Here is a 22,385-nt window from a genome sequence, read left to right as displayed (position 1 = left end):
CGAGGATGGCGGGGTGCTGGCCCTTCCCAGGCTGCTCGACCTTGCCCGGCATGCGCTGCGCCTCGGCATGCGGCTGTCGCGTCCGGTAACCGTGTTCGGCCCCGACGTGGCGATCGACCTCTGGTGCGATTGCACGCCCGACGCGGAAGGTGTCGATCTGTTGCTCAGCCAGTGGCGCGAACAGCCGCTGCCCGAAGCCGCGGGCGCTGCACCATTGCCCGCCTCTGTCCCTGCCGCTGAGAATTATGTCCATCTTCGCGTCGATCCGCTCGGCCGCATCCTGCATGTTCGCAGCCCGCTTGCGCTGCCCGCCGACTGGCAGGCCGAGCGCGTGACGCTGAAGCCTGTCGGCGCGCTGATCGCGACCGAGGATGGCGCACCGCTCGTGCTGGCGGATTGTCATAACGGCGTGCGCGTGAGACTGGTCGGCGACGCCCGCTGCTGGACGCTGCACAGATCGCGCGACGATGCCGGCGCCGGGTGGAGCCTGCAATTGGCCGAAGCGCCCGAACCGAGCCCGAAGCGGTCGCCGCCCCGCCGCCGCTGTTCGACGGCGAGCGGCTGGCGCATATGTTCGGCAGCCAGATCGGCCCGGCGCTGCGCCAGCCGATCGGGCGGATCATCGCCAATGCCGAGACGATCGGTGGGCGGCTCGAAGGTCCGCTGCGCGCCGACTATGCCAGCTATGCCGGCGATATCGCGTCCGCTGGACGGCACCTGCTCGCGCTGATCGACGATCTCGCCGATCTCGAGGCGATCGAGGCGAGCGGCTTCAGTGCTGCACGCGAGCCGGTCGATCTCGCCGATCTCGCGCGCCGCGCCGCAGGCCTGCTCGCGCTCAAGGCCGCCGACCGCTCGATCCGCATCGACCGGCCCGCGGAAGACGACAGCCTGCCGGCGATCGGCGAATTCCGCCGCGTGCTGCAGGTGCTGCTCAACCTGCTCGGCAATGCGATCAACTATGCGCCCGATGGTTCGATGATCTGGCTCAGGCTCGACGACGGCCCCGATTGGGCGAGCGTCACCGTCGCCGACCAGGGGCCGGGTCTGTCCGACGAGGAGCAGCAGCGATTATTCAACAAATGGGAGCGCCTGGGCCGCAGCGGCGATGGCGGCAGCGGTCTCGGCCTGTATATTTCGCGGCGGCTCGCCCTGGCGATGCAAGGCGACCTGACAGTGGAAAGCGCGCCCGGCCAGGGGGCGCGCTTCACTCTGGTGCTGCCGAAACTCTAGCCGGATACCCGAACGCCGGGCGCGGCGCAGGGCATAGTTATTTCGGCATGACGGGTGCCTGGGCGCAGCGCTTGCGATCGCCGGCGTTGCAAGCCGCGACATCGGCTTCCCATTGCGTATAGATGGCGTCGTAAAGCTTCTTCACTTCGGCATATTCGGATTCGGCGCGAGCCCGCGAATCCACCGTATTTTCATACAGTTTCATCTGGTTCTCGTAGCTGCTGCGCCGCGCTTCGTAGTTGGCGAGGTTGGCGGCATTCTGCGCGAGCTGCGCACTCGATGCCTGAACCTGCGCGGTGTTCGCCGCTTCGCGCTCCGCCTGCTCCTCGGGCGTGCTGGGGTTGCGGGTCACCGGCGACGGTTCCATCGATCCGGTATCGGGCTCGGTGGTCGCCGGCGCGCTGGCCTGCTGCGCGATAGCGGGAATGGCAAGCACCGAGGCGGTCAGGGCGATGGCCAGCGAAGCGCGGCCGAACGGACGGAATTTCATGATCGTGTTCCCTCAAGACAAAGTTGATCTCGATTAACACGGCTACGATCATCGCTCAAAGCGGTTCCATTCATCGCATGCGCAGCCCTTGCAGCGCGAGGGACGCGGCCCCATGTTCCGCCCGCGACCCCGCTATCGCGCCGCAGCGTGATTTCTCCCGCTTGCCAGCGGAACATCAATAGAACATAAGGCCGTTCATGCTCACTCACATCTCTGTGCGCGGCGCGCGCGAACACAATCTCAAGGGCGTGGACATCGATCTGCCGCGCGACCAGCTGATCGTCATCACCGGGCTTTCGGGCAGCGGCAAATCGTCGCTGGCCTTCGACACCATCTATGCCGAGGGCCAGCGGCGCTATGTCGAGTCGCTCTCGGCCTATGCACGCCAGTTCCTCGAGATGATGCAGAAGCCCGATGTCGAGCATATCGACGGCCTCAGCCCCGCGATCAGCATCGAGCAGAAGACCACCAGCCGCAACCCGCGATCGACGGTCGCGACCGTCACCGAGATCTACGATTACATGCGCCTGCTCTGGGCGCGCGTCGGGGTACCCTATTCGCCGGCGACCGGGCTGCCGATCACCGCTCAGACGGTCAGCATGATGGTCGACCGCGTGATGGCGCTGCCCGAGGGCACGCGCTTCTATCTGCTCGCGCCCGTGGTGCGCGGCCGCAAGGGTGAGTATCGCAAGGAACTGGCCGAATGGCAGAAGGCGGGCTTCACCCGCGTGCGCATTGATGGCGAGATGTACGAGATCGATGCCGCGCCTTCGCTCGACAAGAAGTACAAGCATGACATCGAGGTGGTCGTCGACCGCATGGCGGTGCGCGAAGGCATCGAGACACGTCTTGCCGACAGTTTCGAGACCGCGCTCAAGCTCGCCGATGGCCTGGCCTATGTCGATCTCGCGGATGGCACGGTGGCAGCGCTGGGCGAGCCGGCGCCGCCGGCCGTCGCGGATGGCCCCGCCAGCACAGACGACAAGCCCAAGAAGGGCATGAAGAACGCCGGCATCCCCGATAACCGCATCATCTTTTCCGAACGCTTCGCCTGCCCCGTATCGGGCTTCACGATCGAGGCGATCGAGCCGCGGCTGTTCTCGTTCAACGCGCCGCAGGGCGCCTGCCCCGCCTGCGATGGCCTGGGCGAGAAAATGTATTTCGATCCGCAACTGGTCGTACCCAACGAGGAACTGAGCCTCAAGAAGGGCGCGATCGTGCCCTGGGCCAAGTCGAACCCGCCCTCGCCCTATTACATGCAGGTGCTCGCCAGCCTGGCGCGCGAATTCGGTTTCTCGCTCGACACGCCCTGGCAGGACCTGCCCGGCGAGGCGCGGCTGGTCATCCTGCATGGCACCGCAGGTAAGCCGGTGACGCTGCGCTTCCAGGACGGGCGCAAGAGCTACGAGGTCAAGAAGCCGTTCGAGGGCGTGATCGGCAATCTCAACCGCCGCATGCTCCAGACCGACAGCGCCTGGATGCGCGAGGAGCTGAGCAAGTACCAGACCGCGCAGCCCTGCGAAGTCTGCGATGGCGCGCGTCTCAAGCCCGAGGCGCTCTCGGTCAAGGTGGCGGGCGAGGACATCTCGATCTCCACCCGGCGCTCGGTTGCCGATGCGCTGCAGTTCTTCGAGACGCTCAACGACAGGCTGGGGCCGCAGCAGCAGCAGATCGCCAAGGCGATCCTGAAAGAGATCATCGAACGGCTAGGCTTTCTCAACAATGTCGGGCTCGATTATCTGAACCTCGATCGCACCTCGGGCACGCTCTCGGGCGGCGAATCGCAACGCATCCGGCTCGCCAGCCAGATCGGCAGCGGGCTTTCGGGCGTGCTTTATGTATTGGACGAACCGAGCATCGGGCTACATCAGAAGGACAACGACCGGCTGCTGGTGACGCTCAAGCGCCTGCGCGATCTGGGCAATACCGTGATCGTCGTCGAGCATGACGAGGACGCGATCCGCACCGCCGATTATATCGTCGACCTTGGCCCCGGCGCCGGCGTGCATGGCGGCGAAGTCGTCGCCAAGGGAACGCTGCCCGAACTGCTGAAGGCGAAGGATTCGCTCACCGCGCAATATCTGACCGGCGAGCGCAAGATCGAGGTTCCGAAGAAGCGCCGCAAGGGCAATGGCAAGAAGCTGACCGTGCACAATGCCCGTGCCAACAACCTGACCGGGGTGACCGCGTCGATCCCGCTCGGCACCTTCACCTGCATTACCGGGGTGTCGGGCTCGGGCAAGTCGAGCTTCACCATCGACACGCTGTATGCGGGCGCGGCGCGCGCGCTCAACGGCGCGCGGATCATCGCCGGACCGCATGACAGGATTACCGGGCTCGAACATTGCGACAAGGTGATCGATATCGACCAGTCGCCGATCGGCCGCACCCCGCGATCGAACCCCGCGACCTATACTGGTGCCTTTACCAATATCCGCGACTGGTTTGCCGGACTGCCCGAGGCGCTGGCGCGCGGCTACAAGCCGGGCCGGTTCAGCTTCAACGTCAAGGGCGGGCGCTGCGAGAAGTGCCAGGGCGATGGCGTGATCAAGATCGAGATGCACTTCCTGCCCGATGTGTATGTCACCTGCGAGGAGTGCGGCGGCAAGCGCTATAATCGCGAAACGCTCGAGGTGAAGTTCAAGGGCCACAGCATCGCCGACGTGCTCGACATGACGGTGGAGGACGCAGTCGAGTTCTTCAAGGCGGTGCCGCCGATCCGCGACAAGATGGCGATGCTCTGGGAAGTGGGCCTGGGCTATGTCAAGGTCGGCCAGCAGGCGACCACCCTGTCCGGCGGCGAGGCGCAGCGCGTCAAGCTCGCCAAGGAATTGTCGCGCCGCTCGACCGGGCAGACGCTGTACATCCTCGACGAGCCCACCACTGGTCTGCATTTCGAGGATGTACGCAAGCTGCTCGAGGTGCTGCACCGGCTGGTCGATCAGGGCAACAGCGTGGTGGTGATCGAGCACAATCTGGACGTCATCAAGACCGCAGACTGGATCATCGACATGGGCCCCGAAGGCGGCGTGAAGGGTGGTCAGGTCGTTGCCGAGGGCACCCCCGAACAGGTCGCGAAGATCGCGGGCAGCTATACTGGCCAGTATCTGGCGCCGCTGCTGAAGCGGTAATTCGCTATAGCGCCGCCACCGGCGCGGCAGCAGTCCGACGCTTCCGGTGGGTCCGGCGGTATCAGGCGCAATGCGTCCTCACCCGACGCGGACCATGCTCGTTCAGCGCGAGCTTTGGGCGTCGAAGCCTTGCGCGAGGATGCCATCGCGCCATAACATGGATCAATCGCGCCAGATAACCGTTCGACCTGCGGCAGGTTAACCTATATCATGGAAAACTGCGTTCGGGGGCGAGCTTCCCGATAGAAAAAACCAATCGCTCCGATGAGCCGCTTTCGAATGGGTTTATCGGCGGGGTCGCCTATTTCGTGCGCTGGCGACCTTGGACTAACGGGCAGGCAAAAATGGCATCATCTTCCGAACATCATATCATGGGCGCACGCGAGGCTATCCGCTGGATGTTCGGCCTCTTGAAGGGCGAACGCAGTTTCCTGGCGCTGGCCCTGATCTATGGCGTGGCGATCTCGGTATTGTCGCTGGCGACGCCGATTTCGGTGCAGATGCTGATCAATTCGGTGGCCAACACTGCCCTGGTCACGCCGCTGGTGACATTGGCGGGCACGCTGCTGGGCCTGCTGCTGATTGCCGTGATGCTCTCTGCCCTGCGCATCTACACGATGGAACTGTTCGCGCGCCGCTTCTATTCCCGCCAGGTCGCCGAAATCACCATCCGCTCGATCCATGCGCGCAATCCGTTTTTCGAGGACAGCAAGCGCCAGGACCTGTTCAACCGCTATTTCGACGTCAACACGGTACAGAAGGCGGTGCCGAGCCTGCTGATCGGCGGGTTCACGATCATCCTGCAATCGGTGGTCGGCTTTGCCGTCACCGCTTTCTATCACCCATTCTTCCTGGCCTTCAACCTGATCGTCATCGGTCTGGCCGTGCTGATCCTGCTCGTCTGGACCCGCGGCGCGATCCGATCGGGCATTGCGCTCAGCCATGCGAAATATGACGCGGCGCGCTGGCTGGAGAATGTCGGCGCATCGAACGGCTTCTACAAATCGGGCCGTCATGTCGATTATGCGCTCGATGGATCGGAGGCGGTCACCGCGACCTATGTCGCGGCCAAGGCCAAGCATTTCCGCTACACCATGTCGCAGACCGTCGCCTTCCTGCTGCTCTATGCACTGGCCAGCTCGGGTCTGCTCGCGCTGGGCGGCTGGCTGGTGATCCAGGGCGAACTCTCGATCGGCCAGCTTGTCGCGGCCGAACTCATCCTCTCGGCCGCGTTTTTCGGGCTGGGCCAGATAGGCGCGTATCTCGACACGACCTACGACCTGATCGCTGCGGCCGAGGAGATCGGCCTGATCTATCAGATCGAGCAGGAGGAAGAGATCCGCGAGGGCCAGGATGCGATCAACGGCAGCGATCTGGTGCTCCGCCGGGTGACGCACAGCGCCACCGCCCCCGGAATCACGCTCGACATCTCGATCCCTGCCGGCACCCAGCTGATTGCCCAGGCCCAGAATCACGGCATCCAGCGGCTGTTCACCCATGCGATGAAGCGCTATCTGACGCCCGAGACCGGCGTGGTCACCCTCGGCGGACAGGATATTGCGATGGTCGACATGTTCCGTCTGCGCAGTGAGATCATCGTGCTCGACCGTCCGACGATCGTCCAGGCAAGCATCCGCGATTATCTGCGCCTTGCCGGTCCGGAAACGACCTCGGGCGATGTTCTCAAGGCGCTGGCGCTGGTCCGGCTGGAGGATCGGGTGATGCGGTTGCCCGATGGGCTGGACACGCAGCTCTCGACCAGCGGATGGCCGCTATCCTATGCCGAGGCGCTGCGGCTCAAGCTCGCCGGCGCGATGCTCAAATGCCCGCGTCTTCTGATCCTCACCGGCCTTTTCGACATGATCGATCCCGCGATTCTCGCCGATGTCCGCAAGGTCATGCGCGCCGAAGGTTCGACCGTGATCCAGTTCAGCTATCGCCCCTCCGGCGCCGAGGACTGCCGCTATCTGTGGCTTGGCGATGATGGGCAGAGGATCATCGACGATCCTGCGGAATTCCTGGCGATCGTCGACAGCAAGGCAGAGGAGGCAGCCCATGGCAACGCGTGATCGCGCCCTGGTCCGCTTCCGCACGCTGGCGGCCCAGCGCACCCCTCGCCCGCTCCGCGCGATGGCGCTGATGGTGGTGCTGGCTCTCGCGGCGGCGATCCTGTTCATGATCTACGTGCCGTGGATCCAGACCGCCTATGGGGCGGGACAGGTCATCGCGCTCAATCCCCAGGACCGGGTGCAGAACGTGACCGCGCTCGTCTCTGGCCGGATCGAGCGCTGGTATGTCGAGGACGGCGCGATCGTCAAGGAAGGCGATCCGATCGTCCAGATTTCCGATAACGACCCGATGCTGCTCGAACGCCTGCGCGTCGAGCGCAGCCTCGCCGAAGCCAAGGCCGCGGCAGCGGCCAGCGCGCTCAGCACGGCCCGGAACGATGTCGGCCGAACCGGCACATTGTTCGCCGAGGGCCTCGCCTCGCGGCGCGAGAACGAACTCGCACGCATCAAGGTCGCCGAGATGGAGGCCAAGGTCGCCGAAGCGCGCGCCGCGATCACGCAGATCGACATCAACCTCGCCCGGCAGTCGCTTCAGCTCGTCCGCGCCCCGCGCGACGGCGTCATCCAGCGGATCAGCGGTGGCGACCGCGCCACCATGGTCTCGCAGGGCGAGGTGCTTGCGACCTTCGCCCCGACCAAGGCCAAGCGCGTGGTCGAAATCTATGTCGATGGCCGCGATGCGCCGCTGATCCGCAAGGGCCAGCAGGTGCGGCTCGAGTTCGAAGGCTGGCCCGCGATCCAGTTTTCGGGCTGGCCCTCGGTCGCGCGCGGCCTGTTTGATGGCGAAGTGCAGCAGGTGGACCTGGCCGCGTCGCAAAATGGTCTGTTCCGCGTGCTCGTGCGCGAAGCCCCGGGCAAGGCCCGCTGGCCCGGCGAGCCCTATGTGCGCCTGGGCGCGAATGTGCGCGGCTGGGTAGCGATGGAGCAGGTCTCGGTCGGCTTCGAACTGTGGCGCCAGCTCAACGACTTCCCGCTGCAGAATCCGGCGCTCACCGAACAGGGCAGCAGCGGCATGACCCAGACCGGGGGCAAGGCTTCGCCGTCATCCTCTTCCTCGTCATCGAGCAGCTCGTCGGGGAAGAAGTGATGCGCAAGGCCTTGATGTACCCCGGGCTGGTAGCGGCCGCCTTGCTCGCGGTTCCGGTCGGAGCGCAGCCGCTTCCTGCACCGGTCAGCGCGCCCGATCAGGTGCCGTCCTCCCAAGGGCTGCAGCTGTCCGAGGTGCTGGCTTCGTCGCGACGCTTTGCCCCAGCCATTCTCGAGGCGCTGGCCAATACCCGCGCAGCCGATGGCCGGGTCCTGGCCAGCGAGGGCGCGTTCGACCTGCTGTTCAGCGGCGAAGGCTTTTCGCGGATCGCAGGTTTTTACGATGGCACCTATGTCCAGGGCAAGGCGATCCAGCCGCTCACCAACAATGGCGGCCAGCTCGAAGCCAGCTATCGCGTCTCACGCGGCGACTTTCCGGTCTATGAGGATTACAGCTTCACCGACCGGCTGGGCGAGCTCAAGGTGCGCGGCGTTTTCGCGCTGCTGCGCGACCGCTATATCGACGACCGCCGCTTCGGCCAGCGCAACGCGCTGATCGAGCGCGACATTGCCGGGCTCGACGCGCTGCTCATCGCGATCGGCGTGCAACAGCGCGCGATCCAGGCCTATGGCCAGTGGGTAGCGGCGGGCCAGCAGGTGCGCGTCTATCGCGCGCTGGTCGGCCTGGCCCAGGACCGGCAGGAGGGCATCCGCCGCCAAGTGCAACTGGGCGCGCGGGCGTCCGCGCCATAGATCGAGCCCACGCGCGCCCGCCCGGCGATGACGATATTGTCGCCGACCGGATAATAGCCGGTCGCCTCGAACAGCCCGCGTCCGTAGAATTGCGTCCCGCTACCGAGCGACGCCTCGGGCGAAATCTGGGCCGACAGACGAAAGCCGCTGGTCGGGTCGAGCAGGTCGTTCGAGCGATCCCAGGTGATCTGGCCGGGCAGCGCCGCGACATAATAGGTCCGGCGGTCGCGCTGGCCGGTGGTGAAATTGAAATCCTGCTCGTTGGTGCCGAGCAGCTCGAAGCCATAGCTGTAGGTGATCGGCTTCTGCCAGATCGGCGTGCTGTAATAGGAGACGCGGCCAGCCAGGCGCCCGGTAAAGGCTTCATAGGCGGCAAAGTCGCTGCGTAGCGCCGACAGGCTCAATTCGACCGCGCGGTCGCGGCGACCCGCGTTCGACCGGCGGAAGGTGACCGACGCCCCCTGTTCCTGCGTGCCCCCGGTGGCGCTGACGATCAGCGAGCCTTCGGGCGGGAACAGGTTGCGATGCGTCCAGCTGCCCTGCGCGCGGATGCCCTGGCCGGTGCCGTAACCGGCATTGGCCGCCAGCGTTCGCGCCGGGCCTGCCTCCTGATCCACCGCGAGATCGGCATATTGCGTGCCGCCGGGCGCCTCGACGCCGGTTTGCTGCGGCTGCACCGCCACGGTCGAGTAGAGTCCGGTCGCGACCAGCGCCTTGCGCAGATCGTCGACCAGCCGGCTGTCGTAGAGGTCGCCCTTTTCGAACCGCGCCAATTTGGAGATGTGATCCGCATCGAACACGGTCGACCCGCGCGTGAGAATGTCGCCGAAGCTGCTGCGCGGCCCCGGCGTCACGGGAAGCGTGTAATCGCCGGTCTCGGTTTCGGGATCGAGCAGCACGTCGCGCTGGCCGACCTGCGCGAAGGGATAACCGGCCTGAGGCAACGCCACGGCGATGTTGGCTTCGGCCGCGAGCACCCGCTCGGCATCGATCGGCTGGCCGAGCGTTGGCACGAAATTGCGCGAAATCAGATCGGCGGGCTCGACCGGCGGTGCGTTGAAGGTGATCGATCCGAAGCGGTAGCAGGGTCCCGGCGACGCGGTGAGCACGACGACAAGCGGTCCGGTGCCGTTTTCGGGGAATTCGATCGCGCCGTTGACCGTGGCATCGTAGAAGCACTCGCCGATCAGCAGGTCGGCGAGAAGCTGCTGGTCCTCGAGCATCCGCGCGGAGACCATCGCGCCGTTGCTTGCCTTGCCGTCGCCGTCGTCGAGCGCGGAAAGTTCCTCGAATCGCGCACGGATCGACCGGGCGCCATCGGGCCTGGGTTCGGTATTCTCGGCTGCCTCCTGAAGCGAATCCAGCCCTTCGATCCGATAGCTGTAACGAACGGACCGTGCGACGCTGTCGTCGGCTTCGGTATAGCGGCTTTCGTCGAACGGCTCGACATCGAAGCTTTCGATCGGTCCCAGCGGGGCATTGAACTCGGGCTCGTCGGGCAGACGCGGCAGCATCGGTTCGGTAGCGGACGACGGTTCGCCTGCCGCCTGCGCCTGCGCTTCCAGCTGTGCCTGCTCGGCATCCCAGTCTTCGACCGTTCCCAAGGGTGCGTCGGGGTCGATCGGAGGGATGGTGGCATCGAACTCCTCGTCGTCGATGATCGGTGGCTCGGCGGCGTTGGTGTCCTGCTGCGCGGGATCGGGTTGTGCCTGGGCCTGGACGGCCTGGGCCACGGGACAGGCACATAAGGCGGGCAGAACAACGCAACAGACCGAGCTAAGGCGCAAGAACATCGAGAATCCTGATTTCCAGGGCGCCTGGCTGACCGTCCCCCGTGGCACTACGCGCCATCGCGGCAATTGGTTCACGCACATGGGTTAGGATGACGCGCTTGCGGGGTCGGCACCGGGACGGCTGCCGCAACCACGCGGCAGCCACAACCTTGCGGGATCGCAACGCACGTTCGGCGGTATTGCGATCAGCCAGAGGCAAAGCGCTGGCGGCACGACATCCACACTGAAGGGGCGCCTGCATGAGGACAACGATCGCCTGTCAGGGCATGCGCACCATCGATCTGATCCGGCTCGGCTATGACGAGACCCCCGGCGATGCGATCGATCGCGAGGTGCCGGTCGAAGCGCCGATCGCGGTCGAATATAACGGCATCGGCTATGCGGTGATGATGGGAACGCCGACCGATCTGGAAGACTTCGTCACCGGCTTCACGCTGAGCGAAGGACTGGCCGAGGCGCACGAGCTGTCCGAGCCGCAGATCGTGCCGGTCGAAGACGGATGGATCGCGCGGCTCAATCTGCCGCCGCGGTCGCTGCCGCGGATCCTGGACCGCGCGCGCAGCCGGGTATCGGAGAGCGGGTGCGGCATCTGCGGGATCGACAGCATCGCGGCGGCGCTGGCGCCGCTGCCGGGGGTCACCGCGCGGATCGAGGTCACCCGCGCCGCAATTGCGAGAGCGCTCGCAGCGCTGGGCGATCATCAGCTGCTCGGCCAGGCCACGGGTGCCACGCATGCCGCTGCCTTTTGCTCGCCCAGTGGCGAAATTCTGGCAGCGCGCGAGGATGTCGGGCGCCACAATGCGCTCGACAAGCTGATTGGCGCGCTCGCCCGCACGGGACGCTTGCCCGCGACCGGGTTCGTCCTGCTGTCTGCCCGGTGCAGCCAGGAACTGGTCGAGAAATGCGTCCGCGCGGGCTTTCCGATGCTGGTGACGATCAGTGCGCCGACCAGCCTTGCGATCGACCGCGCGCGCGAAGCCGGCCTGACGCTCGCCGTGCTGGCGCGGCACGATACGCTGCTGCTGGCGCATGACCCCTATCGGCAGGTGGACTGACCCGGATCGGCTCTGGACCGCCGGCAAGGGGGATCGAATTGCGCGGCCGGGGGTAGGACGGTGATATGTCCATTTCCACCATTCCCGAATGGCAGCAGCTTGCGCTCTACGCGGTGGGCGCAGCGCTGGCCCTGGTCGTGCTGTTCAACCTGCCCTTTGTCGGCCGCATCTTCCGCAGCCTGTTCTCGTTCGCGATCCTGGCGCTGATGGTGTTCGTGCTGCTGCAGCAGGCGCCTTATGATCCCATGCTGTCGCGCTGGACCGACCGGCTGGGGCTGAACGCGCAGGAGGTCGCGGGCGACGAGGTGCGCATCCGGATGGCATCGGACGGGCATTTCTGGGCGCGCGCGACGATCAACGGCACCGAACAGCGCATGATGATCGACAGCGGCGCGACGATCACCGCGCTTTCGGCGGATGCCGCGCGCCGGGCTGCGGTGGGCAGAGAGCTGACGATCGCGCCGGTGATGCTGCGGACGGCCAATGGCGTCGTTCGCGCCGACACCGGCACCGTCGAGCGGATGCAGATCGACGGGATCGAGGCCCGCAACCTCAAGGTGGTGATATCGCCAGCCTTTGGCGACACCAATGTGATCGGGATGAACTTTCTGTCGCAGCTCGCCTCCTGGCGCGTCGAGGGGGACACCCTGATCCTCGTGCCGGCCCGGGAATGATGCGCCTCGGTCCGGCGTAACGTCACCCGGCCCGCCCCGAGTCAGCGCTCCGCGACGATGCGCACCGGAACCGCCTTGCTGGCGGGAGTTTTCGACGCCTGGTCGTGATGCGAGAGTGCGATGAGCGGGTTGAGCTCGGGATAATAGCCGACGATCGTCCCTTCCGGCAGATCGAAAGCGATGATTTCCAGCCCGCCAATTCTGCGGTCATGGCCGTCGTCAGCATCGCCCACCAGCGCAATGCGCTGCCCATTTTCGAGGCCGGCGGCGGCGATGTCTGCCGGGCACATGAGGACCACGTCGCGCTTGCCTTCGATGCCACGCAACCGGTCGCTATAGCCATAGATCGTGGTGTTGAACTGGTCGTTGGAGCGCAGCGTCACCAGCCGGTAGCGGCCATGGTCGTCGGGAATGTCGGTGGCCGCGAGCATCTGCGGCGCGGTGAATTGCGCTTTGCCGCTTTCGGTCTTCCAAACCCGCTCGCGCGCGCTGTTGCCGCGATAGAAGCCGCCCGGCTCGAACACGCGGGCATTCATGTCGTGAAATTCGTTGGGATAGGTCTGGGCAATCAGATCGCGCACCAGGCCATAGTCGGCGGTCCATTCGTCCCACCGCACCTTGGGGTTTGGCGGCAGCGCCTGCTGGGCGATGCCCGCGACGATCGCGAGCTCGGATTTGAGATACGGGCTCGCGGGCGTGCGATGACCGAGCGAACCATGGATATGGCTGAAGCTGTCCTCGATGGTGACGGTCTGCGGCCCGCTGTCCTGCATGTCCTCTTCGCTGCGGCCCAGACAGGGCAGCAGAAACGCGGTGCGACCGTTGAACAGATGGCTCCGGTTGAGCTTGGTCGCGATCTGCACGGTCAGATCGAGCTTTTCCCATTCGCACTCGACCCGCGCCTGATCAGGGACGGCGCGCAGGAAATTGCCGCCCAGGCCGATAAAGGCTCGCGCGCTGCCATCGAGCACCGCCTCGCACACTTCGACCGTGGTCATGCCGGTATCGCGCGGCGGATCGAAGTCGAACATGTCTGCCAGCCTGTCGAGCGGGACGAGTTCGGGCTTTTCCGAAATGCCCACGGTGCGCTGCCCCTGCACGTTCGAATGGCCCCGCACGGGACAGATCCCCGCCCCGGGTCGGCCGATATTTCCGCGCATCAGCAGCAGGTTGACCAGCATCGCGATGTTCTCGAAGCCGTGGACATGCTGGGTCAGCCCCATGCCATACACGCCGATGACGCGCTCGGATTCGATATAGACCCTGCCTGCCTCTTCCAGATCGCCGCGGCTGAGCCCGGATTCGCGCTCGATATCGCCCCAGGAGGTCGCATGGGCCTTGTCGCGGAACGCGTCGAAGCCGGTGCAATGCTCGGCGATGAACGCCCGGTCGATCAGCGTCCCGCCGCGCTGATCGTCCTGGTCGAGCACATATTTGCACAGCCCCATGATCGCCGCGATGTCGCCGCCGGCGCGCACCTGGAGATACTGGCAGCTCAGTTCGGTATCGCCGCCCATCAGCATCTGCCCTGGCCGCTGCGGGTTGGTGAAGCTGAGCAGGCCCTTTTCGCGGATCGGATTGAACGTGATGATCCTGCACCCACGCTCGACCGCCTTTTGCAACGGGTGGAGAAAGCGCGGACTGTTGGTTCCGGTGTTCTGGCCGAAGAAGAACATCGCGTCGCAATGCTCGAAATCGTCGAGCGTGCACGTGCCGACAGGCGATCCGATCAACTGCTTGAGCGTCACCGATGTGGTTTCGTGGCACATGTTCGAGCTGTCGGGCAGGTTGTTATGCCCATATAGCCGTGCAAACAGCGCATAGAGATAGGATGTCTCCAGGCTGGCGCGGCCCGAGGCATAGAAGACCGCCGTTTTCGGATCGATTGATCGCAGCTGCGCGCCGATTTCGGCAAAGGCGTCATCCCAGCTGCGCGCCACATAATGATCGGTCGCCGGGTCATAGCGCAGCGGATGGGTGAGCCGTCCAACGCTCTCGAGGTCGTGGTCGGTCCAGCTCCGCAACTCGGTAACGCTGTGCCTGGCGAAGAAATCGGGCGTGCAGCGATGCGTGGTCAGCTCCCACAAGGTGGCCTTGGCCCCGTTTTCGCAGAATTCGAAGGCGTGCGGATGCCTTGGCTTGCCCCAGGCGCAACTCGTGCACATGAACCCGCCGGTCTTGTTCTGCGTCCGCAGGGTAGCCAGGGCGCCCGGCGAGGACATTTCGCGCGCGAGTGTCTCGGCGATCCCGCGCAGAGATCCCCAGCCGCCCGCCGGCCCCGAATAGCCGGTCACGTCATCGTTCGTCGGGGCGGTGCGGTCGTCGGCCATCGGAGCTCCTGCTGCTGGGTCCTTGCAGGATAAGGATGGCGCGGCACTTCGGTTCCCTCGGGTGCCTTGATCGGGCGCATCGGGGCGATACGGGCGGGCGAACGGGCTCGGTCGCCATGGCCCTGATCGATTGCAGCCGATGCCGCGCTCTGGCAAGTCAGGCGCGCGCCCGGGGGATGGCCGGGCATGTTTTTCAACCGGGAGGGAAATTTGATGAATGTAGCCGAAGCTGTCGCCACGCGCCGATCGATCCGGGCGTTCAAGGACACGCCGGTGCCGCTCGAAACGGTGCGGCGTGTGCTGGATCAGGCGCGGATGACCCCGTCAGGCTGCAATTATCAGCCCTGGGAGGCGACGGTGCTGACCGGCGCGCCGCTCGCCGCGCTGCAGCAGCGGCTGCTCGCCAGCCAGCCCGACGATCCGCAGGAATATGATTTTGCCGCGCCCGGCCAGGTGCCCAAATATCAGGAGCGCCTCTCGAACCTGGGCAAGGCGATGTACGGCGCGATGGCGGTGGCGCGCGACAATTCGGAACAGCGCGGCGATTTCGTCAAGATGAACATGGTCTCGTTCGGCGCGCCGGTGCTGCTGCTTTGCCATTTCCCCAAGCTGATGAAGGAGCCGCAATGGTCTGATTGCGGCATGTGGCTGCAGACGATCATGCTGCTGCTGCGCGGCGAGGGCCTGGACAGCTGCCCGCAGGAATATATGGGCGTGTTCGGCCGCACGATCAAAGACCATCTGGGGATGGGCGACGACATCCTGCTGTTCTGCGGCCTGGGCATCGGCTGGCGCGACGAGGAGGCGCCGGTCAACAATTTCGAGCGCGAGCGCGTGCCGCTCGACGAACAGGTCACCTTTCTCGGCTTCGACTGATACCGGCGTGCCTCGCCGAGGCGCTGCCGGCTATTCGCTGCGCAGCGCCTCGATCGGCGAAAGGCGCGACGCACGGATCGCGGGATAGCCGCCGAACACCAGCCCGATGATGCCCGAAAAGGCGATCGCCAGCAGCGCGGTGTCGAGCCCGATCGGCGCGGGGAAATCCGCCACTTGCTGGAAGATCGCCGCCGCGACCATCGCCAGCAGGAGGCCGATGCCGCCGCCGATGATGCACAGCACCGCCGCCTCGACCAGGAACTGGTTGCGGATATCGCTGCGCTTGGCGCCTAGCGCCATGCGCAGCCCGATCTCGCGCGTGCGTTCGGTGACGCTGACCAGCATGATGTTCATGATGCCGATGCCGCCGACGAGCAGCGAGATCGACGCGATCGCGACCAGCACCGCCTGGAAGATCTGCGTCACCTGACCCGAGGTTTCGGCGATTTCCTTGGTGGTGCGCACGGTGAACGGGGTGATCTTGCCCTTGGAGACGCGGTAGCGCGCGCGCAGCAGATTCTTGATCTCCCGGTCCCCCGCCACCAGCGTGTCCTCGTCCTCGAAACCGACGAACAGCAGCGTGACATCGTCCGGCCCCTGCGCGGTGGTGGTGGACAGGCGCTGGCGCAACGTGGTGATCGGCACGATGATCTGGTCGTCATTGTCGTTGCCCAGGTTGCTGCCCTTGCTCTCGAGCAGGCCGATGACGGTAAACGGCACGCGGTTGATCCGCACCTTCTCGCCGATCGGGTTGACGTCGATGAACAGCTTGTCCGCCACGGTCTGACCGATCACCACGACGCGGGCCGCAGAGCCGATATCGCTTCTGGTCAGGAAACGGCCGTCGGCGGTGCCGAGATTCGATATGCTGGCAAAGGATTCGGTCGAACCGATCGCCTGGGTCGAGGCGCTGCGTCCGCCGGTCACCAGCTGCACGCTGGTGCGGATCTGCGGGGCGACCGCGACGACCCCCGGCACCTGGCGCGCGATCGCCTCGCCATCGCGCTCGGTCAGGCGGCCGCGATCGCCGGGGCGCGGCGGACCATTGGCGCGCTCGGGTTCGGGCAGCACGATCGCCATGTTCGAGCCCAGCGTCGCGATCTGCTGGGTCACCGACACCTGCGCGCCGTTGCCGACCGCGACCGCGAGGATCACGGAAAACACCCCGATCATCACGCCCAGGGTGGTCAGGATCGAGCGCATGAGGTTGGTGCGCAGCGCGGTGAAGGCGATCGCGACATTGACCCCCCAGGCCGCCAGCTTATTGAGCAATTCGGTCATGATGACACGGCCCGCCGCCGCGACGTCACCGCTGCGTCTTCGATGACCTTGCCATCGCGGAACACGATCCGGCGCGCGGCATATTCGGCGATATCGGGTTCGTGCGTGACCACGACCAGCGTGATGCCATCGTCATTGAGCTTCTGGAAGATGCCCATGATGTCGAGCGAGGTCTGCGTGTCGAGCGCGCCGGTCGGCTCGTCGGCGAGCAGGATCAGCGGATTGGTGACCAGCGCCCGCGCGATCGCGACGCGCTGCTGCTGCCCGCCCGAAAGCTTGGCGGGCGTGTTGAGCAGCCGGTTGCCCAGGCCCATCGCCTCGAGCCTCGCCTGCGCGCGCGCGCGGCGTTCAACAGGTCCGACACCGGCATAGATCAGCGGCACCGCGACATTGTCGAGTGCGCTGGTTCGCGCGAGCAGGTTGAACTGCTGGAACACAAAGCCGATCTTGCGGTTGCGAATCTCGGCGAGCTCGTCGCTATTCAGCATGCGCGTGTCGATGCCGTCGAGCTTGAGCGTGCCCGACGTCGGCACGTCGAGACAGCCGATCATGTTCATGAAGGTCGACTTGCCCGATCCGCTCGCCCCCATGATCGCGACGAACTCGCCGCGGTCGATGCGCAGCGAGACGCCGTTGACGGCATGCACCATCTCGCCGCCGATCACATAGTTCTTGATGAGATCCCGGGTCTCAAGAAGCGGCGCTGTCATCGTCGTCCGCATCCTCGGTCGGGGCCTTGGGCTTCAGCGATCGGGTACGGACCAGCACCTTGTCGCCCGGCTTGATGCCCGACAGGACTTCCGTGTAGTCGTCGCCTTCCAGGCCGATGCTCACCGGCTTGCGGACGGGACGATAGGGGTCCGTTCCCGCCAGATAGACGAAATGCCGCGGCGCCTGTCTGCGCTCGGGATCGGCGGGCTGCGGCGCCTCCTGCTGTTCGCGATCGGCCGCCTTGGGGCGGAAGCGCAGCGCGCTGGTCGGCACGCGCATCACATTGGTCTTGGACCCGGTGACGATCTCGACATTCGCGGTCATGCCTGGCAGCAGCTTGCCATCGAGATTGTCGACATCGATGATCACCAGATAGCTTACCACATTCTGCGTTTCGACCGGGGCCTTGCGGATCTGCCGGACGCGCGCTCGGAAGACGTCATCGGGATAGCTGTCGACCGTGAAGGTCACATTCTGGCCTTCGCGGATCTGGCCGATATCGGCCTCGTCGACCGAGGCCTCGACCTGCATCTTGGTGATGTCGGCGGCGATCTCGAACAGATTGGGCGTCTGGAAGCTCGCCGCCACGGTGGTGCCCGGCTCGACCAGCTTGTCGATGATGACGCCGCTGGCGGGCGCGACGATGACGGTGCGGTTGAGGTCGAGCCGCGCCGAGGAAAGCTCGGCATTGGCCTGGCGGATCTGCGCATCGCCGCTCTCGGTCTGCGCGGTGGCGACCTCCAGCGCGTTGCGCGCGCTGTTGAGCCGGGTCTGCGCCGCGTCAAGATTGGCCTTGGACACGAAGCCGCGCTCGGCCAGCGATTTCTGTCGCGCGAAGTCGCGCTCCTGAATCTGAAGTTCGGCGCGGGCGCGCGCCACATTGGCCGCTGTCTGCTGCAACCCGGCGCGGGCGAGCGCGACCTGCGCCTCGATCTGCTGGACGCGCGCGCGCACCCTTGTCGGGTCGATCTCCGCGAGCACCTGGCCCTTGGTCACCGGCGAGTTGAAATCGACATAGACCTTGGTGACCTGCCCCGACACCTCGGTGCCGACCTTGATGGTGTTCAGCGCGCGCACCTTGCCGCTGGCCGATACCACGCGCTGCACCGATCCACGCGCAACGGTCTCGCCGAGATACTCGTATTCATGCTTTACCGGGCGGACGACGAGGTAGATGCCATAGACCGCGACGAGCGCGATCAGGACGGACCAGATCCTGTGCCGTCCGATCCATGAACGCAATTTGCTCAGCATGTAAATCGGCCCCATCCGCTCCGGTACCGCGAGATATATGAGCAAGTCCTGGGCATGGCCAGAGAGGATGCGCTATGGCCGGGCAATATCCGGAGCAAGGACTCGGCAACAGGGGGGACCAGGGATGAAGGCGCTACTCTATCAGGGCGAACGCGATATCCGGTACGAGAGCATCGCCGATCCGGTACCGCAATCACCCCGCGATGCGATCGTCCAGGTCACCGACTGTTCGATCTGCGGAAGCGACCTCCACATCTATCACGGCCATGGCTTTTCCGAGGATCTGGGCTTCTGCGTCGGGCACGAGGCGGTCGGCGAGGTGGTCGAAACCGGGCGCGATGTGCGGCGGCTGAAGGTCGGCGACAAGGTGATGATCCCCGCCGCCGTCGGCTGCGGATCGTGCCGCGCCTGTCTGTCGGGCGTGGTCACCCTGTGCGAACAGGGGATGACCGCGTGCTACGGTCTCTCGGCACAGCTGCAGGGGTCGCAGGCCGAGGCGGTGCGCGTCCCCGCCGCCGATGCCAATGCAGTGCCGATTCCGGAGGGCATCACCGCCGAACAGGCGCTGCTGATGACCGATGCGCTCGCCACCGCCTGGTATGGCGCGCGCAACGCCGATATCGTGCCGGGCAGCAGCGTCGCGGTGATCGGCTGCGGCCCGATCGGCCTGATGGCGGTGGACAGCGCCTTCGTGATGGGCGCGCAGGTCGTCTATGCGATCGACCCGGTGGCGGAGCGTCGCGCACTCGCCGAGGCGGCGGGCGCGGTCGCGCTGCATCCCGACGCGGCGATAGAGACGATCCGCGAAGCAACCCGAGGGCGCAAGCTCGATTGCGCGATCGAGGTGGTGGGTCGCGACGAAACGGTCGATCTGGCGCTGCGGCTGGTGCGCCCGCGTGGCACCGTATCGGTCATCGGCGTCCAGCAGTCGCGCCGCTTCGCCTTTCCACTCGAACGCGCCTTCGTGGCAGGGCTGACCTTCCGCACGGGCACCTGTTCGGTTCCGGAAGAGCTGCCGGTGCTGTTCCCGCTGGTGCAATCGGGTCGGCTCAAGCCCGAGCGCTATATCAGTCACCGGCTGCCGCTGAGCCAAGGCGCGGACGCGTATCGACTGTTCGATTCGCGCGATGCGGGCGCGCTCAAGATGGTGCTGGTGCCGGACTGACCGACCGGCGGCGCGGCGCCGTCAGTCCTCCGGCCGGATATCCAGCGGCTTGAGCGGAGGTCGTTTGTCGAGGTTGAGGAAGTAGAGCGCGCTCATCCAGGAGACCTCCTCGACAATCCGGTCTTCGTCGAGCAGCGGATCCTCGATCAGCATCTCGATCGCGGTGAAGGCCGTCTGTTCGGCGAGGCGCAAGGCCGCCTTCAGCGTGTCGATCGGAACGTCGGGATAATGCGGCGCGACATTGCCGACCTGCACCGTCAGCACCTTGTCGCGCGCGGCGTTGCGCACCTCCTGCAGCACAGGCACCGACCGGATCGCGCGCAGGATCCACAACCCGCCCGGCTGGGCGCGGGTGACGCGGATCAGTTCCTTGCGCATGGCGATGTTCCACGCCACGACATCCTCGAGCGTGCGGGAGTTGTACGCCTCGATGCGCATGAAGCGGTCGACGACCGCGTCCTGCTCCGCCATCAGCCGCTGGGCGAGTTCGGTCAGCAGCGCATATTTGTTGGGAAAATAGCGATAAAGCGCGGGTGGGGTCATCCCGGCGCGTTCGCAGACCAGATTGGTGGTGAGCTTCTCGAAGCCGACCTCGGCGAGTAGCTCGCCCGCCGTCGCCAGGATCATCTCGAACGTGTCCTTGCCCCGCTGGCGCTGAGGGGTCTTGGTGTCGAGATCAGGCCGCGCAGCCGGCCTGTTCGAAGAGCGTTGGGTGACCATCCAGCATCCCTCAGGTTAAACGGTGTCATAGTCATAACAGCGATCGATCGGGTCACAAGGCAAAGCTGAACCCCGGTGATCATCCTTCCGCAAAGGCAGAACCAGCGTGCCGGGCGGACCTGGCACGCTGGTTTGCTCGATTGCGACCCTTCAGGGCGTTGTCATTCGTCGATGTTGCGGCGGAAGGTCTCGGGCAGGAAGATCAGGCCGATGACCACCGTCGCTGCGGCGACCACAACCGGATACCACAGGCCGTAGTAGATGTTGCCGGTGGCCGCGACCATCGCGAAGGCGGTGGTGGGCAGGAAACCGCCGAACCAGCCGTTGCCGATATGATAGGGCAGCGACATCGAGGTATAGCGGATGCGGCTGGGAAACAGCTCGACCAGCATCGCGGCGATCGGTCCGTAGACCATGGTCACCAGCATCGCCAATGCCCAGAGGATGGCCACCACTGCAAGCTTGTTGATCTTGGCCGTATCGGCCTTTTCGGGATAGCCAGCAGCGACCAGTCCGGCCTTCAGCTCGTCCTGGAAGCTCTTGATCGCCGCCTTCTTGTCCTCGCCCGAAAGCTTGCCGGCATCGGGCGCGGTGAATGTCTTGTCGCCGACCCTGACCGTCGCGATCGTGCCCGCCGCCGCCTCGGCATTGGCATAGCTGACGCCGGCCTTGGCGAGATAGGTCTTGGCGATGTCGCAGCTGGTGGTGTCGAAGCTGTTCTTGCCGACAGGGTCGAACTGGAACGAGCATTCGTCCTGGTGCGCGCTGATCGTCACCGGGGCCGAAGCCTGGGCGGCGGCGAGCGCGGGGTTGGCCGCCTGGGTCAGCGCACCGAACAGCGGGAAGTAGAGCATCGCCGCCAGCGCGCAGCCGCCGAGGATGATCGGCTTGCGGCCGATCTTGTCCGACAGCCAGCCGAAGAAGACGAAGAACGGCGTGGCCAGCGCGAGCGCGATCGCGATCAGGATGTTGGCGGTCGCGCCATCGACCTTGAGCGTCTTTTCGAGGAAGAACAGCGCGTAGAACTGGCCGGCATACCAGACCACCGCCTGGCCCGCGACCGCGCCCAGCAGCGCGACCAGCACCCAGCGCAGATTGCCCCATTGGCCGAACGCCTCGGTCAGCGGCGCCTTCGAGGTGGTGCCTTCCTCCTTCATCTTCTGGAAGACCGGGCTCTCGTTGAGCTGCAGCCGGATCCACATCGACACCGCGAGCAGCACGATCGAGATCAGGAACGGCAGACGCCAGCCCCATTCGGCAAAGGCCTCTTCGCCCAGCGCGAAGCGGAAGCCGATGACCACCAGCAAGGCCGCGAACAGCCCGAAGGTCGCCGTGGTCTGGATCCAGCTGGTATAGAGCCCGCGCTTTCCTTCGGGCGCATGCTCGGCGACATAGGTGGCAGCGCCGCCATATTCGCCGCCCAGCGCAAGGCCTTGGGCAAGGCGCATGAGGATCAGGATGATCGGCGCTGCTACTCCGATCGAGGCATAGCTGGGCAGAAGCCCAACCGCGAAGGTCGAAAGCCCCATGATGCCCATGGTGACGAGAAAGGTGTTCTTGCGCCCTACCAGATCGCCGATCCGCCCGAAGACGAGCGCGCCGAAGGGGCGCACCGCAAAGCCCGCGGCAAAGGCGGCAAGCGCGAAGATGAAGCCGGTCGTCTCGTTCACGCCCGAGAAGAACTGGGCGGATATGTACGTCGCCAGCAGGCCGTACAGGTAGAAATCATACCATTCGAACACCGTGCCCAGCGAGGAAGCGGCGATGACCATCTTCTCCCCCTGGGTCGCCTGATGATGCTTGGGTAAAGCATCCTCGTACACC

At 65.5% G+C, this 22,385-nt stretch carries 16 protein-coding genes and 1 pseudogene; 9 read left to right on the top strand and 8 right to left on the bottom strand.

Going from position 1 to position 22,385, the window contains the following annotated elements; translation table 11 throughout:
* Positions 1-570 precede the first annotated feature (570 nt).
* A pseudogene (locus tag DM995_RS02290) lies at positions 571-1,233 on the top strand (sensor histidine kinase); the annotation flags it as partial.
* A 37-nt stretch (positions 1,234-1,270) separates the two neighbouring features.
* Here DM995_RS02290 and DM995_RS02285 read toward each other — a convergent pair.
* Positions 1,271-1,723, bottom strand: a complete 453-nt coding sequence (locus tag DM995_RS02285; protein WP_023836363.1) for a hypothetical protein — start codon at positions 1,721-1,723, stop codon at positions 1,271-1,273.
* 197 nt (positions 1,724-1,920) lie between these two features.
* On the opposite strand from DM995_RS02285, the gene uvrA reads away from it, so the two are divergent.
* From uvrA to DM995_RS02265, 4 genes are all read left to right on the top strand, one after another.
* Positions 1,921-4,854 carry an excinuclease ABC subunit UvrA gene (gene uvrA, locus DM995_RS02280; protein WP_116968360.1) on the top strand — a complete coding sequence of 978 codons (2,934 nt, stop codon included), beginning with the start codon at positions 1,921-1,923 and terminating at the stop codon, positions 4,852-4,854.
* Positions 4,855-5,198: 344 nt separating this feature from the next.
* On the top strand, positions 5,199-6,923 hold the full coding sequence (locus tag DM995_RS02275; protein WP_232823988.1) for an ABC transporter transmembrane domain-containing protein: 1,725 nt from the start codon (positions 5,199-5,201) through the stop codon (positions 6,921-6,923).
* Positions 6,910-8,010 (top strand): efflux RND transporter periplasmic adaptor subunit, encoded by a 1,101-nt coding sequence (locus tag DM995_RS02270; RefSeq protein ID WP_023836366.1) that lies wholly within the window; start codon positions 6,910-6,912, stop codon positions 8,008-8,010. The genes DM995_RS02275 and DM995_RS02270 overlap by 14 nt, the downstream gene beginning before the upstream one ends.
* Positions 8,010-8,702 (top strand): TolC family protein, encoded by a 693-nt coding sequence (locus tag DM995_RS02265; RefSeq protein WP_116968358.1) that lies wholly within the window; start codon positions 8,010-8,012, stop codon positions 8,700-8,702. The genes DM995_RS02270 and DM995_RS02265 overlap by 1 nt, the downstream gene beginning before the upstream one ends.
* On the opposite strand, the gene DM995_RS02260 is transcribed toward DM995_RS02265, so the two are convergent.
* Positions 8,615-10,435: an autotransporter assembly complex protein TamA gene (locus DM995_RS02260; RefSeq protein ID WP_232823987.1), complete on the bottom strand. Its 1,821-nt coding sequence runs from the start codon at positions 10,433-10,435 to the stop codon at positions 8,615-8,617. The two genes, DM995_RS02265 and DM995_RS02260, sit on opposite strands and share 88 nt — an antisense overlap.
* Before the next feature lie 299 nt (positions 10,436-10,734).
* Between DM995_RS02260 and fdhD the strand changes: the two genes are divergently transcribed.
* Both fdhD and DM995_RS02250 read left to right on the top strand, forming a co-directional pair.
* Positions 10,735-11,550, top strand: a complete 816-nt coding sequence (fdhD, locus tag DM995_RS02255; protein ID WP_353653344.1) for a formate dehydrogenase accessory sulfurtransferase FdhD — start codon at positions 10,735-10,737, stop codon at positions 11,548-11,550.
* Positions 11,551-11,615: 65 nt separating this feature from the next.
* Positions 11,616-12,224 carry a retropepsin-like aspartic protease family protein gene (locus DM995_RS02250; protein WP_116968356.1) on the top strand — a complete coding sequence of 203 codons (609 nt, stop codon included), beginning with the start codon at positions 11,616-11,618 and terminating at the stop codon, positions 12,222-12,224.
* 41 nt (positions 12,225-12,265) lie between these two features.
* Here the strand turns inward: DM995_RS02250 and DM995_RS02245 are convergent, their stop codons facing one another.
* Entirely contained in the window at positions 12,266-14,554 is a 2,289-nt protein-coding gene (locus DM995_RS02245; protein ID WP_116968355.1) for an FdhF/YdeP family oxidoreductase, read from the bottom strand.
* Between the two features lie 213 nt (positions 14,555-14,767).
* On the opposite strand from DM995_RS02245, the gene DM995_RS02240 reads away from it, so the two are divergent.
* Entirely contained in the window at positions 14,768-15,430 is a 663-nt protein-coding gene (locus DM995_RS02240; protein WP_031317696.1) for a nitroreductase, read from the top strand.
* A 30-nt stretch (positions 15,431-15,460) separates the two neighbouring features.
* Here the strand turns inward: DM995_RS02240 and DM995_RS02235 are convergent, their stop codons facing one another.
* The 3 genes from DM995_RS02235 to DM995_RS02225 are packed head-to-tail and all read right to left on the bottom strand — an operon-like array spanning position 15,461 to position 18,676.
* A complete protein-coding gene (locus DM995_RS02235) occupies positions 15,461-16,711 on the bottom strand; it encodes an ABC transporter permease (protein WP_116968354.1) in 1,251 nt (416 codons plus the stop codon).
* On the bottom strand, positions 16,708-17,421 hold the full coding sequence (locus tag DM995_RS02230; RefSeq protein WP_116970287.1) for an ABC transporter ATP-binding protein: 714 nt from the start codon (positions 17,419-17,421) through the stop codon (positions 16,708-16,710). The genes DM995_RS02235 and DM995_RS02230 overlap by 4 nt, the downstream gene beginning before the upstream one ends.
* Positions 17,402-18,676, bottom strand: coding sequence for an efflux RND transporter periplasmic adaptor subunit (locus tag DM995_RS02225; RefSeq protein ID WP_157973042.1), 1,275 nt, complete (start codon positions 18,674-18,676; stop codon positions 17,402-17,404). The genes DM995_RS02230 and DM995_RS02225 overlap by 20 nt, the downstream gene beginning before the upstream one ends.
* Before the next feature lie 124 nt (positions 18,677-18,800).
* Between DM995_RS02225 and DM995_RS02220 the strand changes: the two genes are divergently transcribed.
* On the top strand, positions 18,801-19,841 hold the full coding sequence (locus DM995_RS02220; protein ID WP_116968352.1) for an alcohol dehydrogenase family protein: 1,041 nt from the start codon (positions 18,801-18,803) through the stop codon (positions 19,839-19,841).
* A gap of 21 nt (positions 19,842-19,862) precedes the next feature.
* On the opposite strand, the gene DM995_RS02215 is transcribed toward DM995_RS02220, so the two are convergent.
* Together DM995_RS02215 and DM995_RS02210 are read right to left on the bottom strand one after the other, a co-directional pair.
* The gene (locus DM995_RS02215) at positions 19,863-20,561 is read right to left on the bottom strand and encodes a TetR/AcrR family transcriptional regulator (protein WP_198669231.1); all 699 of its coding nucleotides are present in this window, start codon (positions 20,559-20,561) and stop codon (positions 19,863-19,865) included.
* A gap of 161 nt (positions 20,562-20,722) precedes the next feature.
* A complete protein-coding gene (locus tag DM995_RS02210) occupies positions 20,723-22,384 on the bottom strand; it encodes an MFS transporter (RefSeq protein ID WP_116968351.1) in 1,662 nt (553 codons plus the stop codon).
* Position 22,385 lies beyond the last annotated feature (1 nt).

It is taken from the genome of Blastomonas sp. UPD001, assembly GCF_003426715.1.
Taxonomy (GTDB): Bacteria; Pseudomonadota; Alphaproteobacteria; order Sphingomonadales; family Sphingomonadaceae; genus Blastomonas.
This window is presented reverse-complemented; position numbering and strand designations above follow the sequence as displayed.

Excerpts from the sequence above, each read along its gene's own strand:
- DM995_RS02285 (WP_023836363.1), bottom strand. The coding sequence starts at position 1,723 with ATGAAATTCCGTCCGTTCGGCCGCGCTTCGCTGGCCATCGCCCTGACC.
- uvrA (WP_116968360.1), top strand. The coding sequence starts at position 1,921 with ATGCTCACTCACATCTCTGTGCGCGGCGCGCGCGAACACAATCTCAAG.
- DM995_RS02275 (WP_232823988.1), top strand. The coding sequence starts at position 5,199 with ATGGCATCATCTTCCGAACATCATATCATGGGCGCACGCGAGGCTATC.
- DM995_RS02270 (WP_023836366.1), top strand. The coding sequence starts at position 6,910 with ATGGCAACGCGTGATCGCGCCCTGGTCCGCTTCCGCACGCTGGCGGCC.
- DM995_RS02265 (WP_116968358.1), top strand. The coding sequence starts at position 8,010 with ATGCGCAAGGCCTTGATGTACCCCGGGCTGGTAGCGGCCGCCTTGCTC.
- fdhD (WP_353653344.1), top strand. The coding sequence starts at position 10,735 with ATGAGGACAACGATCGCCTGTCAGGGCATGCGCACCATCGATCTGATC.
- DM995_RS02250 (WP_116968356.1), top strand. The coding sequence starts at position 11,616 with ATGTCCATTTCCACCATTCCCGAATGGCAGCAGCTTGCGCTCTACGCG.
- DM995_RS02245 (WP_116968355.1), bottom strand. The coding sequence starts at position 14,554 with ATGGCCGACGACCGCACCGCCCCGACGAACGATGACGTGACCGGCTAT.
- DM995_RS02240 (WP_031317696.1), top strand. The coding sequence starts at position 14,768 with ATGAATGTAGCCGAAGCTGTCGCCACGCGCCGATCGATCCGGGCGTTC.
- DM995_RS02235 (WP_116968354.1), bottom strand. The coding sequence starts at position 16,711 with ATGACCGAATTGCTCAATAAGCTGGCGGCCTGGGGGGTCAATGTCGCG.
- DM995_RS02230 (WP_116970287.1), bottom strand. The coding sequence starts at position 17,421 with ATGACAGCGCCGCTTCTTGAGACCCGGGATCTCATCAAGAACTATGTG.
- DM995_RS02225 (WP_157973042.1), bottom strand. The coding sequence starts at position 18,676 with ATGCTGAGCAAATTGCGTTCATGGATCGGACGGCACAGGATCTGGTCC.
- DM995_RS02220 (WP_116968352.1), top strand. The coding sequence starts at position 18,801 with ATGAAGGCGCTACTCTATCAGGGCGAACGCGATATCCGGTACGAGAGC.
- DM995_RS02215 (WP_198669231.1), bottom strand. The coding sequence starts at position 20,561 with ATGGTCACCCAACGCTCTTCGAACAGGCCGGCTGCGCGGCCTGATCTC.